Origin of the sequence: Marivita geojedonensis (assembly GCF_002115805.1) — a bacterium.
Classification (GTDB): domain Bacteria; phylum Pseudomonadota; class Alphaproteobacteria; order Rhodobacterales; family Rhodobacteraceae; genus Marivita; species Marivita geojedonensis.
In genome coordinates this window covers 1-13,774 of the sequence record NZ_JFKC01000042.1, presented here as the reverse complement: position 1 = coordinate 13,774, position 13,774 = coordinate 1, and the positions used below count along the sequence as shown (strand labels likewise).

Annotated in this window: 13 protein-coding genes; 8 read left to right on the top strand and 5 right to left on the bottom strand. The window is 56.2% G+C overall.

Features of this window, described 5'->3' with window-relative positions:
- Positions 1–284 (top strand): hypothetical protein (locus tag MGEO_RS21265; RefSeq protein WP_233140049.1); only part of this gene is annotated, 284 nt, incomplete at its 5' end.
- Between the two features lie 1,079 nt (positions 285–1,363).
- Here MGEO_RS21265 and MGEO_RS20395 read toward each other — a convergent pair.
- A complete protein-coding gene (locus tag MGEO_RS20395) occupies positions 1,364–1,879 on the bottom strand; it encodes an MASE1 domain-containing protein (protein WP_085641584.1) in 516 nt (171 codons plus the stop codon).
- Between the two features lie 155 nt (positions 1,880–2,034).
- Positions 2,035–2,370, bottom strand: coding sequence for a hypothetical protein (locus MGEO_RS20390; RefSeq protein ID WP_233140048.1), 336 nt, complete (start codon positions 2,368–2,370; stop codon positions 2,035–2,037).
- A gap of 459 nt (positions 2,371–2,829) precedes the next feature.
- Here MGEO_RS20390 and MGEO_RS20385 point away from each other — a divergent pair, with 459 nt between their 5' ends.
- The 5 genes from MGEO_RS20385 (at position 2,830) to MGEO_RS20365 (ending at position 6,491) form a co-directional block, all read left to right on the top strand.
- Positions 2,830–3,816: an MraY family glycosyltransferase gene (locus MGEO_RS20385; RefSeq protein WP_233140047.1), complete on the top strand. Its 987-nt coding sequence runs from the start codon at positions 2,830–2,832 to the stop codon at positions 3,814–3,816.
- Between the two features lie 188 nt (positions 3,817–4,004).
- Positions 4,005–4,367 carry a MarR family EPS-associated transcriptional regulator gene (locus MGEO_RS20380; protein WP_198948134.1) on the top strand — a complete coding sequence of 121 codons (363 nt, stop codon included), beginning with the start codon at positions 4,005–4,007 and terminating at the stop codon, positions 4,365–4,367.
- A 161-nt stretch (positions 4,368–4,528) separates the two neighbouring features.
- Positions 4,529–4,768, top strand: a complete 240-nt coding sequence (locus MGEO_RS20375; protein WP_085641579.1) for an AbrB/MazE/SpoVT family DNA-binding domain-containing protein — start codon at positions 4,529–4,531, stop codon at positions 4,766–4,768.
- Positions 4,768–5,178: a PIN domain-containing protein gene (locus MGEO_RS20370; RefSeq protein ID WP_085641578.1), complete on the top strand. Its 411-nt coding sequence runs from the start codon at positions 4,768–4,770 to the stop codon at positions 5,176–5,178. The genes MGEO_RS20375 and MGEO_RS20370 overlap by 1 nt, the downstream gene beginning before the upstream one ends.
- Before the next feature lie 332 nt (positions 5,179–5,510).
- A complete protein-coding gene (locus tag MGEO_RS20365) occupies positions 5,511–6,491 on the top strand; it encodes a leishmanolysin-related zinc metalloendopeptidase (protein ID WP_085641577.1) in 981 nt (326 codons plus the stop codon).
- A gap of 618 nt (positions 6,492–7,109) precedes the next feature.
- On the opposite strand, the gene MGEO_RS20355 is transcribed toward MGEO_RS20365, so the two are convergent.
- On the bottom strand, positions 7,110–8,135 hold the full coding sequence (locus tag MGEO_RS20355) for a hypothetical protein (RefSeq protein WP_085641575.1): 1,026 nt from the start codon (positions 8,133–8,135) through the stop codon (positions 7,110–7,112).
- A gap of 372 nt (positions 8,136–8,507) precedes the next feature.
- On the opposite strand from MGEO_RS20355, the gene MGEO_RS20350 reads away from it, so the two are divergent.
- Positions 8,508–9,110, top strand: coding sequence for an O-methyltransferase (locus tag MGEO_RS20350; RefSeq protein WP_085641574.1), 603 nt, complete (start codon positions 8,508–8,510; stop codon positions 9,108–9,110).
- Between the two features lie 80 nt (positions 9,111–9,190).
- On the opposite strand, the gene MGEO_RS20345 is transcribed toward MGEO_RS20350, so the two are convergent.
- Complete coding sequence (locus tag MGEO_RS20345) at positions 9,191–9,433, bottom strand: hypothetical protein (RefSeq protein ID WP_233140046.1); 243 nt, start codon at positions 9,431–9,433, stop codon at positions 9,191–9,193.
- A 324-nt stretch (positions 9,434–9,757) separates the two neighbouring features.
- On the opposite strand from MGEO_RS20345, the gene MGEO_RS20340 reads away from it, so the two are divergent.
- The gene (locus MGEO_RS20340; RefSeq protein ID WP_085641573.1) at positions 9,758–10,969 is read left to right on the top strand and encodes a hypothetical protein; all 1,212 of its coding nucleotides are present in this window, start codon (positions 9,758–9,760) and stop codon (positions 10,967–10,969) included.
- 259 nt (positions 10,970–11,228) lie between these two features.
- On the opposite strand, the gene MGEO_RS20335 is transcribed toward MGEO_RS20340, so the two are convergent.
- Positions 11,229–13,487, bottom strand: a complete 2,259-nt coding sequence (locus tag MGEO_RS20335; RefSeq protein ID WP_085641572.1) for a GumC family protein — start codon at positions 13,485–13,487, stop codon at positions 11,229–11,231.
- Positions 13,488–13,774 lie beyond the last annotated feature (287 nt).

The following is a 13,774-nucleotide window of genomic DNA, read 5'->3' as shown; positions in this document are numbered from 1 at the left end:
TCCTGACCCTAGACAGCGCTGGAAATCTGGGGGCGTTACTGGAGGTCATAGTAATGTGGTTCCATACTTCGTTTCGTAAGCGTAAACACGACGTCTCTGATAGGCTACAAGCGGTTGCTCAAAAGGAAACCAACGACCTCGGCGCTTATCGCAAAATTTTGGATCTGGAGTCTTCGAGCCATACGCGTCTTGAACGGCTACCTGCGCGGATTCCCAAGGACCCGATCCCGCTGCCCTTCTTTATCGAAATTGATCGGATCCGTACTCGTATTGTGCCGCGCTGACCAAAAAGGCTGATCCTGCTACAGTTGTAATCTGTGTTCCGACCTGTTTTGGCTTTGGATCAACGCTTTGACTGTGACGCAAATGTTCGTAGCTTGGTGAGCAGGCGCGCTTGTCAGCGATCCAGGGCTCCAGGAGTGGCGGGACTCAAGCTCGCGGGCTTTGGAGGCTTTTGGGTGCGTTCTCTCGTTCAGAACAGACGGGCGCCTATCCAAGGCCCACGAGCAGTAGATCAAAGTTCGACGAAGATGACGCGTTTCACGAAAACGCGTCAATGATCAACGGGTTCTCATCACCAGCCATAGGTCTGCAAGGAAGAAGTATGTGTGAAACAGTCCTCTCAGCACAAGGACCGTTATGCTCTTAAAGGGCTGAATCATCCGAAGCCGAAGGGCCTTTGTCGTTAAGGCTCCGAGTGACGCTTTCTTGCGAGTAGGTTTCGCCAATTGTGCTGGAGTTACAAGAGATGTGCGCGGCGCAACCGAACACTGCAGCCTTTTGACGTAATCTTTCGTCAAGTTGTCAGGCATAGATCCGTTCATCGCACTCTCCATCAACGTGCCATTGAACGCTAACAATCACTTTGGGCACGAACTGGGCGAAACCTTGATGCTTTTGGGAAATATGCCCCAGCATCTGGCCCAGCGGCGCGGAATGACCATCGCCTCAGTAGGGATCTTTTTGGGGTCGGCGGGAGAGAATTATCTACCTGTGCAGGTTTCGCTGGAACGCTAGCTGCTTTGGCGGTGCACCACCTCAGGGAGATCTGAAACTCGTTGGGTTGTATAAATTTTTCAGTGACTTGCGCAGTGCCTAAATTGTAACCAATTTGTGAAACCTGTTCATTACAAAGGCAAAAATCCGCTTGAGGTGGATTTCTCCTCAGACTTACCCACAGATTCTGTGGATGTAATATTTCTTGCTTAAACTCCCAAAATCGCACAGCCGCCAGTTAGAATCATGGTCTCGGCTCAAACCTTTTAATTGGCGTATGCCTTTCGGAAGCCGTTTGCGGAGTGCTCAATACTTGCAGCCTGTGCGTGAAAGGTGGCCATGAGGGGTTTGGCACCCAGGAGCCGTGTTATGAGAGTGAACGCAAACGAAGCCAGCGAAACACAAACATCAGAGCGATCATGCAGAGGACGACGCCGGCCAGATCCCCAATGGCGTACATGACCAAGACTTCGCCCAGGTCCTCAAACCCGATCAGGCCGGAATAAATCACGGTCTGTCCAATGGCATTGATGACAGACGAGAGTGCGCCGATGATGATCATGCCCTGCCATGACAGTCGGCGCTCCTGGCCTGCATACAGGTTATGACCGCTAAGCCGGGCAAACTCGAAAGCGAGCAGGGCGGAGACAGATCCCAAAACAACACCTTCAATGATTTGTGGTGACAGATACGCCACTTCGTGATCTGAGCTGAAAAGCGAGATAGAACACACGGTGCCGGCGAGAAGCCCGGGCACGGCTTTCCAGCCAAACGCCCAAGTTGCCAAGACCCGCACACCGTGCGGAAGATAGATCAAGGAAGCAAAGACTGTTGTCTCGGGAAGAAATCGACGTTGAAACGGTGCAATGAGCAGATCCGTCATGCCGTGACACAAGACGTATGCGAGAGCGACAATGACAAAAAACAAGCTGTCCTCCAGAGCTTGTCAGAGCATTCGGTGTGGCAATTTCCTGCTTGTCCACTTCGCCCGATACGTGAAATATTCAACTTAAAAATGCAAGCGAGAACTGTGCGCACTTAGTAGGTTTTGGGGGCAGGGAACTCTCCACGTACCACGTATCGTCCGGCTTTGTAGCCAGGTGCTTTGTCGATCAATCCCCGCTTGAGCAGAGATTTCAACACGCGATGATAGGTGGCTTGCGGGATATCGGCCGCCAGGTCGTGGTGGCGGATGCGGTCTGAGGTGACTGCGTCTCCCGGCATTTTTGTAACGGCAAAAGCCGCCAGGAGAACATCCAATTCCGCGCAAGATAAATCCTCTATTCCAACGTCCTGTTCCATGGTGCGGAGCATGCTGCGCAGCTCATAGAGCGCAGACAGAACGGATGTTTGTTTTTTTGTCATCGACGTCATCGTCTTGCGCGCTCTTGAGCGCGCCCCATTGTTGTCTCAAAGAGATTTATACCCACCAAACCCATGCCATGGTCAATGCTCCTGAAGAGGCAAGTGATCCGCTCACCCTCCACAGCTCCGTTGCATATTGACAGGTAGGTGCACGCCAAAGATAGTCATGGTGATAATTTTTGTTGCGGCTTGTTTGTTCCCGCTTTTTAAGTCGTGGCAGAATGCAAAGACCGTGATGTGAGATGCGGTCTTTGTGCTCCCGGGCCACCTCGCGCGATTCATCACGCGAGGTGGCTATTTTGAAGATATGCGAGAGTAGTGGTGCCTTTTCAGCAAATTGTATTTTTCCCTCCTGAGTTCCTGATTCTGACCTGCTTGTCACTTGCACTCAGCGCGCTGTTGGTGGTGCTTGCGAAGCATGCAAAATTGCCCATGGACCGCCGCCAGGATTTGACTGCCACCCAGGCGATGCATGAGACACCCACGCCGAGACTCGGTGGCGTCGCAATCTTTTCTGCAGTGATCCTGAGTGGAGCATTGGCGCCGGCGGCCGTGTCTGACCCGTATCGGGATTTCATTTTGGCGACGGCGATCCTGTTTCTTGTTGGCCTGCTTGAAGATCTTGGTGTTTCGATTTCACCGCGCAAGCGGCTGCTGGCCTGTGCGGCCGCAAGCCTGGCGGCGATTTGGCTTCTGGGTGTCTGGTTGCCACGCCTCGGCATCCCGGGTGTCGATACGTATATGGACCTGTGGCTTGTCGGTGTGCCGATGACGCTTTTGGTCACAACAGGGGTGGCCAACGGGTTTAACCTGATCGATGGCGTGAATGGTCTGGCATCCCTTGCAGCCATGGCCGCGGCAGTCGCGCTTGCTGTCATTTCACATGGGATCGGATACGAGATCATGGTGTCGCTGGCTCTGATGTTGGCCGCTGCGATCTTTGGCCTCTTTCTGCTCAACTTTCCGTTTGGCTTGATCTTTCTCGGCGACGCGGGCGCCTACACGCTTGGGTTTGTGCTGAGCTGGTTTGGTATTTCTGTTCTGCTCAATGCGCCCGAGGTCTCGCCCTGGGCGATCTTGTTGACGGTGTTCTGGCCTCTGGCCGACACGCTCCTGGCTATTGTGCGCCGGAAGCAACGGCAAAAAGACTCCCTGGCTCCGGATCGTCTGCATGTCCATCAGCTGGTCATGCGGACGCTTGAAATCCATGTCCTCGGGCGTGGGAACCGGCGGTTGGCAAATCCGCTGAGCACCGTTGTTCTCGCGCCTTTCGTGCTTGCGCCGCCGATGGTGGCTGTGTTCGTCTGGGATCAGAATGCACTGGCCTTCTGGTCTGTGATTGCCTTTCTGATCCTGTTCTTTGGCTCTTATGCTGTTGCGTTCCGGGTTCTGCGCCGGATTCCGAGGAAAAACGGCAAGCGGCCCCTGCAGGCCAGGGACCTCCTGAAGTCCTGAGACTGGCTGCCGGGACTTTGAGCAGAGCCACTCGCACCCGGCAAAAATTTCCGCAACTCCTGCCATTTCGGGTTTTCTCGCAAGGGCTGACTTGGTAACCGTTCATTTATGAACGCACCCCTCCTGTGCGACCTGTTGGGCGGCCTCATCCTTGCGAGCGCCGGTGCGGTAGCCGTGGGTCCGTTGACGTGAGCAAACGCATTGACGACGATGTCCGGTTTCGTCTGCTGCGGCTCCTGGAAGAGCACCCGGACAAGTCTCAGCGAGAGCTTTCCGACGCGTTGGGCCTCAGTCTCGGTGCGATCAATTATGTGCTCAAGGCGCTTGTCGAAAAGGGCGAAGTCAAGATCAACAACTTCCGCGCCTCGGACAACAAGTTGCGCTACGCCTATATTCTCACGCCCAGCGGCATCGATGCAAAGGCGCGTCTCACAGCCGGATTCCTCAAACGCAAATACGCGGAATACGAGGCGTTGAAGGCAGAGATCGCGGCGCTTGAAGAGACGATGTCGGGTGAAGATGCGCAGTCTCGGGCAAAAGGTGCCAGGTGAGGCGCTGGGTTTGGGCAGATTTCGCTTGCATTCTGTGAGAAACGAATACGCCGCTTTGCGCTACTGATATTTGTAAGGAGTTTTGGAAATCTCCTTCCGTTTACTCAATAAGAACGCTATTTTATTTAATTGCAAGTCAGACCTGAAAGTGAGCTATCACCATGCGGGAATCAACTGTGACGACAAAAGGCCAGACGACCCTTCCCAAGGACGTCCGCAAGGTGCTGGGCCTGCAGCCGGGTGACAAGTTGCGCTACATTCTGCTTGATGGAGAAGTCCGTATCTTGAGGGCCCGGCCGGTCCTGGACCTTGAGGGTGCTCTGAAACGCTCGGGCCAAAAACCTGTGACGCTGGAGGAAATGGATGAGGCCATCGCGGCTGGTGCGGTTGATCAAACGTAATGATCGCCCTCGACACAAATGTCCTTGTGCGTTTTCTGACCCAGGACGATCCGGATCAGGGACGCATGGCGAGTGATCTTATCGGCGGGCTCACAGAACAAAACCCCGGGTTCGTTGCGCGAGAAGTACTTTTGGAACTCGTCTGGGTGTTGGAGCGGAGCTACAGGTATGAGCGTTCCGAGATCGCGCGCGTTCTAGAGGGCTTCTTGTCAGCCTCCGAGCTGGAAATTGAGGAAGGCGACAGCGTTGGCGCAGTTCTTCAACTCTACGAAACGAAAGGGTTCGGGTTTTCCGATCTGATGATCCGCCAGGCCGCCCTGAGATCTGGCGCCGCGACTTTGAAGACCTTTGACAGGAAGGCCGCCCGCTTGGATGGCGTGGAGTGGATTGGCAGCGTCCAGCAGCAATAGTCTGCGTTATCGGGTGTGTGCGTTTTTGCGTTATCGGTCCTCTGCATCTTTCGGTTGTTTTGGGACCTCGTTTTCTGCGCTCTGTCAAGCGGCTTCCGCCGCGGAACAGCTCCCGGGCGGCCGCTCAGAGCATCGCTTGGACACAGATGCGCTCAGCCAAGTCACTGTCATCGCGGGCCCCAAAACGCTCTTTGCGTGCAGCGGGACAGGCTGCGTGATCTGCGCTTGCGCCAAAACTTAGGCAGCCCGTAAACGCTCTGTTTCCTTGCTTCGAGGACGCGGCAGGTGCAGGCTTCGAGTGCCCATGGTGGGGGCGCCACGGGAGGATTGTCATGGCCAAAACTCAAGACGGAAACTTCCTCGACTTCGTTCACTCCTCCGGGAGCGGAGCATCAGCACTCTTCGCCGCTGAAAAACACACGTCAGGTTTCTCAGGTTTCGCAGTCACCAGCGGTGATCTGGTTTACTTCGATGAAACCTCCGCCGCCAAAGGTGGGAAAGGTCCCAATCGCCCGGGGCCTGTGATCGAAGAGCCGGAACCCGTTACCGATTGGTACATCACCGGACAGGGTGACGGTGTGGATGACAGCCTGCAATACAATATTGAAGTTCAATTCGTTGGTGAGTGGAGCCTCGAGTTGAAAGCCGTCTTCGTGGCGGCGGCGGATTATCTCGCCTCCCTCATTGCCACAGATCTTCCGGATGCCATCGATGGAAACGGAACCCTCTACGACGATCTGGTGATCACCGCCGATCTCGATGCCATTGACGGGGTCGGAGGCGTTCTTGGCCAAGCCGGACCTACCGGTCTGCGGTCAGATACCGGTCTGCCTGCTGTCGGGGAAATGACTTTCGATGAGGCGGACGCGGTGCAATATTACCAGGCCGGTCTTTTCGACGATATTGTCCTTCATGAAATGATCCATGTGATGGGGTTTGGCACGCTGTGGGATTACAACAACCTCGTCTCCACCGAAGTCATCGATGACAACGGAACGCGCCGGCCCAACGATGACATCATTGCCAGCGTATACACGGGAGATGCTGCAAACACCGCGTTTAACGGCGCGCCCACCACCGACGACCTGATCCTGGTTGAAACAGATGGTGGCGCTGGCACAGCCGGCGGCCATTGGGACGAAGAGACGTATTTCGATGAGCTGATGACGGGGTTCATTGGCTACGTGGATGAGACAGGTACCTTCGACAACACAAACTACCTGTCGGATTGGTCGGTCGCGTCACTGCAAGACCTCGGGTATGATCTGACCGTCGGCGCAGTTGGGATTGCAGATGATGTGGTGTTGGTTTGACGGCGCTGGGCGCCCGAGTTTCCGCTGAGGTTCGTTCAGCTCCTTTACCGTTGCTTCTGCCACTCAAACAAACTGCGGCGCTGGCCGGCGGCGCACATATCTTGTTTTCTTGATATAAGCTTCGGCTTTGATAAGCTCGGTACGAAGATCGCGCGAACATGATCATCCTGCTGAGTCGTCAAGGGGGGCAGAACTATGGATCGGCGATATCGCGTGCAGCGACGTGTGTTGATTCGAGCTTATCAGAAATATCTGGCGTCCGAGCGCGCCTTCGAGGACGCACGACGGTCTGCGCTCATGTGGTTTCCAGGCATGGACACAAGGCACATTGAGCCCATTGGCAATCCGGGATCCCTGATCCGGCAGCTCTATGATCGCAGGGAGCGGGCCATCGCGCGGCTGCGCCTCGCCCAAAAGGCTCTCGATGATGCGCAGAGCAGGTTGACGCGGAGGCGCAGTCATCAGGTGTTACTGATCACGCGGTAAGCCTGTCCTGAGGTGCACCCGGGGACGGGCGTGGTCTTCTGGGCAGTGATCCAAATTGCCCGCCGCCGATCTTCGATCGGAAGCCAGCGTGGTGAACCTCGCGCACAGCGGAGTCTCTGAGAGCCGATCCGATTACGGGAAGGGGATCCCCACTTTCAGGTTCAGCATGACATTAAAGCTGTGACCCGGATCGCTTTGCTCTTTGGCCGCCGGATCCTGGCGGAAGAGGTGATCGTAGCCCGCCGTGGCGCCAACGGAAAAGGGTGTGCTGTCGCCCAGCTTGCCTTTGTAACCCGCGCTCAGATCGGCGCCGATGCTGCGCTGTCCATAGCGGTCAAAGGCCAGGTCCCCACCGATCGAAATGTTCAGGCCACCGGCCGCGCCTCCCGGGGTGTAAGAGAATTTGGTAGACCCTTTGCCCACCCATGTCGCGTCCGGCATCTGCGTTCCCAGATTTGAAAACCCCAAACCATAGTTCAGCTTCATGTCGCGATTGAGAATATGCGTCATATTGAGCGCCGGGCTGACGCCTGCAAAATAGGTGCTCTCTGTCGGTTTGTGCTCTGCGGATCCGGCGGCAACCTCCAGCTTGATCTTCAGGTGCTCAAACGACGCTTTTCCAAACACCTTTCCGGAGATCACGGTTTTGGACGGAACGAGTTTGATATCCCCCGTTCCGATCTCGATCTTGCCGAGCTTTGTGACTTCAAAGCTCTGGTTGCTGGCAAAAGACGCCGCCCAGCTTGCCGGCGTGTCACCGGCCTTGGCGACATACATGTAGGTGCCAGCTCCGCCGATCAGGAGCGGCACAAAGACATAGAGCACCCATGTGTTCCGGTCGATCCAGGCTCCGATGGGGCTCTGGTCATAGGCGCAGCTCAAGCGTTTCTCGAAATCCTTCTTGCGCTTGTCGAGCAGTTTGGATCCGGGCGCCTTCAGCATCTCCAAGGCATCCTCGCTGGTGATCTCTTTGCCTGAGAAATGCTTTTTGACCAGCGCACGGCCCTTTTCGGCCAGCGCGGCCTCCATCGCCTTCTGGACGTCTTTGCTCTTTGCGATGCGGGTCGCGTCCTTGGGATCCGTGATGCCGGTCACGTCGAAGGCGAGAACGACGGTTTCCGGAACAAAGTCGAGAATGTCGGCACAAGGTTTGCCCATTGGAGACGTCCTGTCAGCAAAATAAGTAGGGGCAGCCGCGAGGCTGGTCGTAATAAGGTCGTGCAGCCAACGCCGCTCTCAGGACTGTACAGGAGAAACCACCTACACCCAAGGTTCGATCCCGGGACGTGGCATCCGTCACGATGTGCTCTGCTTTGACATTCTGATCACACAGCACGCTGGGCGGGCCAAATGCGCGCCCGGTGGTCCCGTCGATGTGCCGGTGGCGGGACCGCAAGCGTGTCGGGCGTTGCGTGCGGCTGACAGCGAAAGGGGCAGATTCGGACGGCTGTTTCTCCCACCGCGGTTTGTCTTGCGGTGTAGTCTCGCGTTTTTCATAGTTCTCTCAGCGTCCCTTGGAGTCCAGACGACGTGACTGCGTCACAGCCAATTGTCGACCGTCCGATCCTGACCTTTCCAGAAGAGGTGAGTGATTGGGTGCGTGCGTTCTATGAACGCGCTGAGACCATCCTCGAATATGGCAGTGGTGGGTCCACCGTTATGGCGTCGGAAATGAGGGGAAAAACGATTTTCTCCGTCGAATCCGACCCGGCCTGGTGCAGAGATATGGAGGCCTATTTCGAAGAGTCTGGTTCTGTGTCCAAGGTCACCATGCATTATGCGAATATTGGACCGGTTGGAAAATGGGGCAGACCCAGCAGCGACAGGCATTGGGCGCGCTTCCACCGCTATCCAAACTCCGTCTGGGATCGCGCGGATTTTGTCGCGCCGGATATCGTCCTGGTGGATGGCCGGTTCAGAGTCGGGTGTGTGTTGGCGACACTGCTGAGAACCGAGAAACCAGTCACTCTGCTGTTTGATGATTACGTTGATCGACCATTTTATCATCGTGTGGAAAAGTTCGTCGAACCGGTGGAGATCAAGGGGCGGATGGCGCGATTTGATATCGTGCCCACACCTTTGCCAAAGCATCATCTCACTGAAATGCTTACGCTCTTTACAAAGTCGCTTTGATCCGTCGTCTCAGAGCGCCCTCCTCGAAGAGGGCCCAAGAAGACTGCCATGCGCAACACAGCTGCGGGTCCCCGCGTCGCTTAACTGGCTGACCGGGAGGCGCTCTCATGCTCTGTGACGATATGGCGTCGCATAAACGCGTCGGGCCCCTCGGATTCCAGCGCGTTCAGAGCGGCATCCCGTGCGTCCTGCGCGGTCTCAAAGGCGTCCAACCAGGCGGTGCTGCGCCCCAAGGCATCGATGACCTCCAGGGTCCAAAGGCGTTCCGTCTCAATACGATGAATGTGAATTCGGAACCAATGGCCGTCCAGAACCAAGCTCATGCTTTTTCCTGAGGTTATGAGCCTGGGTGCGTGGGACATGCGCTCACCTTGATCATGACGCCGACCCGCGTCAATGCCCCTTTCACCGACCTGTCCAAACTGCAGACCGTGCATCGGAATCCCCCAGAGGGGGCTGACACCACATCTCACACTCAGCGCGGCGGCCTCGGATCACATGTCCTGGGGTCTGAACATGTGGCCTCGCGCGAGATTTGGCTTGACCGGCAAAGGATTACGGCAAATGCTTGTTCAACGGTTTCCCGAAGTGAAACTCTCCCACTGGCGCGCAGTTAGGGCCCTTCCGTGCAAGAGACCTCGAACAACATGTTCCTGCGACCCAGTGCCGATCTGCAAAAGAAGCTCGCGCAGGAGCGTGTCGATGCCATCGCGCGCAGTATCGAGCTCCTTGGAGCGTTCCGCCCCGCCAAGAGCGCCCTGATCAAAGATGTCGCGTCCTCTGCTGGCGCAATGGCGGCGGGCAGCCTGGATCACTACGGGCAGAACTTCATATCGCCAGGCCATATGCCCTCCAACCTGTCGGATGCGAAGGAAATGGGTCTCGTCGATCCCCTGTCCAGCCGATCCGAGGATGGCGCCTGGGATAAGCTCATGGCGGTGCTGGAGAAGTGCTGGGAAAAGGTCACGCGCAAGATCCGGGACGCGGAATGGTTCAAAAAAGCCCAGGATGGCTTGGGCCTGGCAGCAACGATCCTGATGGATTGGATCAAGACCCTGCTGCTCAGCGGGCAAGTGATCTCGAAGCTTGTGCCATTTTACGGCAGCATCCGTGGGGTGATCGATGGGGCGCTTCTCGCGTTCAGCGCCGTTCAGTGCAGGGACACGATCAGCGATCTCGTCAATACCAGCGTGATGATTGCCTCCGGTGTTCCCAAGGTCGCCATGGACGCCTTCAGGAATTACGTGATCCTGGAAAACGTGCGCCTGGGGGCGAAGTCCGCCTATATTGTCACGAAGTCGATTGGCAATTTCCTGGCGGAAGTTCTGACCTTTGGGGCATGGACGGTTGCGTCCTTCGTAACAGCCATCCTGGAAGCTGTTGCGTCCATTGTCACCGCGCTGGTGCAATTCAGATTGTTCGACAAAGCCACCGAGAAACTGCGTGTCTATTCACAAGCCGGAGATATTCCCGACGCCGATGAGTTCAGAAACATCATTTCATTCTGTCCGCTGATTGGCGCCGTGTTTTTTGGAGGGGCCAGCTATATCGGGCATTTCCAACTCACTCGGGTTCTGACCAAACCGGCATTCTGTGATGCAAGTTATCTCAACAGCGCGCTTCCCAGCATCGCCGAAACCCAACGCCACGCCTGTGCCTTTATCCGGGCGTCCGGCATCCAGTTGAAGTTCCGCAGTGCTGATGAAGAGAAGCGGCTGGGTTGGGTGGTGAAGCAGATCGAGGGATACTCCACAAACATCCTGACCGAGATTCACACCAAGGATAATCCTGGGCGTAAGGCCAAGACGGAAGCGTATCTCCGTCGTAAATGGCACGACTTCCGTCACACGTCTGTCTGAGCGGGGTTTTGACCGGAAAAAGCGCTCCCGCGGGCAACGGCTGGCGGGGAAGCATCGCGTAAGCAGTCAATAAATCTTGCTAGGCTGCCCACTCTGTGCCTTCCGGCTTTATCGGGGATTTGCATCGGAATGGGGCCAAAACGCGTGAGTTTGGCGCTTGGTTTGGAGGGCAGAGGACGGTTGCATAGGTGCCCGACTTCTGTGTCGGAGACGCAATGAGCAGAGTGTCGAGGGGAGGCGTGGGCCACGGCTGCTCCAGCTAGTTTTCGTAGTACTTTCCTGCTTCAACCGTGGCGGCGCCGTAGGCTCCGTATTTCTTGCCGTAACCGTATTTTTGCATGGCCTTTGTATCGATCTGTGACAGCGAGAATCCGGCGATCCTGAGATTGGCGGTTTCCAATTGCCGGAGGCCGGCCTCGACCTGACTCTTGGTCGTTTTTTCCCATTTCACGACGTACAGGATCGCATCGACAGACTGTCCAACAACCCGCGCGTCCGGAACGACCAGGACTGGCGGCGAGTCGATAATGATGACGTCATAAACGCTGCGAACATAGGTCAGGAACTGGTCGAACCTGTCAGAGCTGAAAATGTCGGCAGCGTTCACGTTGGACTTCTCGCCAATAAGAACATCGGCGCCGAGGGCGTCGTCATGAAAGGTTACGTCCTCCAGAGGCGTTTCTCCGGACAGAGCGGATATCAGTCCTTTCTCCGGGGCGTTGTCGAGGTACTGGGAAAAGGTACGCCGCCGGATATCGCCCTCCAGCAAGAGCACCTTTTTTCCCAGCCCGGCAAAATTATGCGCCAAGGCAATAGCCTGGGTTGTCTTGCCTTCCCCCGGGAGCGACGAGGTGCACATGATCACCTCGGGTGGTGTGTCGATATTTGACAGCAGAACGGAGGTTCTCAGGTTTCGAATGGCTTCGGAGGCTGCCGAGGTCGGTTTGGCCTTGAGATACGGGATCAACTCTGCGCGCCGAGAGATTGGAATTCTCGGGATCTGCCCCAGAACCGTGAGTCCTGTGTATTTTTCCAGATCCTCGGCGGTTCGAAACCCACGATGCAGAAGGCTTTGGAGCAGGACGAGCCCCGCACCGGCCATGATTCCCAGTATGATGGAGAGGGCCAGTATGCGCCGTTCCCGAGGCGCAACTTTTCTTGCGGCAATTGCCGGGGAAAGAACCAGTGCATCTGCTTCCTGCAAGCCTCGCTGTACGGTGGTTTCCTTCAGTCGAGTCAGGAAGGTTTCATAAAGCACCCGAGTGGCTTCAACTTCCCGCTCTGCTTGCTGCAGCTCGATGAGATCCTGGGTCTTCGCCGCGATTTCATTCTGCAAATTCGCATAGGAGGCTTCCAGCGCCTCTGCTTGCGTCGACGCGCGCCGCCGGTCTGACGCCTCGCGTTCCAGCAGTAGGGAAAACCTGCTCTCAAAAAGCTCTTTGGCCTCCTCTCCGCCGGTCTCAAGGCGTTGGTAGAGTTGCTGCAAGACCGGGTCGGAGAATGCGCGCGCCATGCTTTCGAAGTCACCATCGTCGCGGAGAGCTTCCAGTCTCGCAATCTTCGCCTCGGCTTCATCGGCAAGGGACCGAAGTTCCTTGAGGCGATCTTCCATGTCATTCGCCTGTTGATTGATCGCTTGCAGCGCCTCCGGGCTCGAAAGCGAGGACTGCGCCCGAAGATCCTTTATCCCGTCCTCCTGCCTTTGCAGTTCGGATTCAAGTTCCGTCACACGCTCGGTGAGCCAGGTCACCGCACGCTCGATTGCTTCGAACTTGATGGCGATCTGATCGGCGATGTAGGCATCGGCATGTGTATTGGCCAAGAGGACGGAGGTTCCCCGGTCTCCGGTGGTGGCCGTAATCGTGAAAATGTAGGAGTCAGGGTCTCGGTTGACGGTGATGGCTCCGAGGGCGCTGTCGACAGTTGCGTTGAATATCTCGGTTTCCGTCGGGGGAACCTCTTCGATTTCATCTGTTTGCAACAAATTGGACAGCCAGCCGGACGTATCATCGTCGGACGATGTCGCAAGGTAAGGATTGAAGTCAGGATTCTCGGTCAGATCCAGGCGGCGGACAACCTGCTCTCCCAGTCTGCGTGAGGAGATTTTCCCCACCTCCGTATTGAGGGAATACCAATCCGAGGAGACCCCCGAGAACACGTTCTCGATATCGACAATTTGGGGGCCACTTGTATCGATTGCGATACTCGTTCCGGCGGAATACATCGGTATGGCCATCCGGTAGGCATAATAACCCCCCATGGCCGCCGACAGGAGACTGCAGGCGAGAATAATCCACTTTCCACGCCACAATGTGCCCGCGAGTTCCAGCAGGTCGATTTCATCCGTGTCATCGTCACGAGCCGCTAAATGACGATTGTTGGAAGTTGGGTCCTGACCTTGCATCCTGAATTCTGGCACCGACAGTTTGCTTGCAGGTTTTTGTGTTTCACAAATCCGCACGCGCAACAAGGTGCCCTTGCGCTGGAAAGCCGTCAGTAAAACCTCCCAAAGGTTCAAGAAATCTTTTTCGATTGGGCCGTGAAATGAGCGTCAGACGGATCTCACAAGATGCGCCGGACGCCAAGCATTCTCGAGAAGCGGTGAGCTTCAGCAGATCGGTCTTGCACGGGATAAATACCAAAGAAGGGCTCTTCTCGGGGGTTTGAGTCTCTCTGACGAAAACCAAGAAAAAAATTTGCTAGGGCCCGAACGACCCTGAAGCGCTGAGAGGTCCCGCAGCCTTTCTGGAGTTCACCGGCTTGATGGTTGTCGGTGTTCTCCAGGTCGCGCTCTCGGTTCTAGGG

Excerpts from the sequence above, each read along its gene's own strand:
- MGEO_RS20345 (WP_233140046.1), bottom strand. The coding sequence starts at position 9,433 with ATGAGCTTGGTTCTGGACGGCCATTGGTTCCGAATTCACATTCATCGT.
- MGEO_RS20390 (WP_233140048.1), bottom strand. The coding sequence starts at position 2,370 with ATGACGTCGATGACAAAAAAACAAACATCCGTTCTGTCTGCGCTCTAT.
- MGEO_RS20370 (WP_085641578.1), top strand. The coding sequence starts at position 4,768 with ATGATCGCCCTCGACACAAATGTCCTTGTGCGTTTTCTGACCCAGGAC.
- MGEO_RS20355 (WP_085641575.1), bottom strand. The coding sequence starts at position 8,135 with ATGGGCAAACCTTGTGCCGACATTCTCGACTTTGTTCCGGAAACCGTC.
- MGEO_RS20395 (WP_085641584.1), bottom strand. The coding sequence starts at position 1,879 with ATGACGGATCTGCTCATTGCACCGTTTCAACGTCGATTTCTTCCCGAG.
- MGEO_RS20365 (WP_085641577.1), top strand. The coding sequence starts at position 5,511 with ATGGCCAAAACTCAAGACGGAAACTTCCTCGACTTCGTTCACTCCTCC.
- MGEO_RS20375 (WP_085641579.1), top strand. The coding sequence starts at position 4,529 with ATGCGGGAATCAACTGTGACGACAAAAGGCCAGACGACCCTTCCCAAG.
- MGEO_RS20340 (WP_085641573.1), top strand. The coding sequence starts at position 9,758 with ATGTTCCTGCGACCCAGTGCCGATCTGCAAAAGAAGCTCGCGCAGGAG.
- MGEO_RS20385 (WP_233140047.1), top strand. The coding sequence starts at position 2,830 with ATGCATGAGACACCCACGCCGAGACTCGGTGGCGTCGCAATCTTTTCT.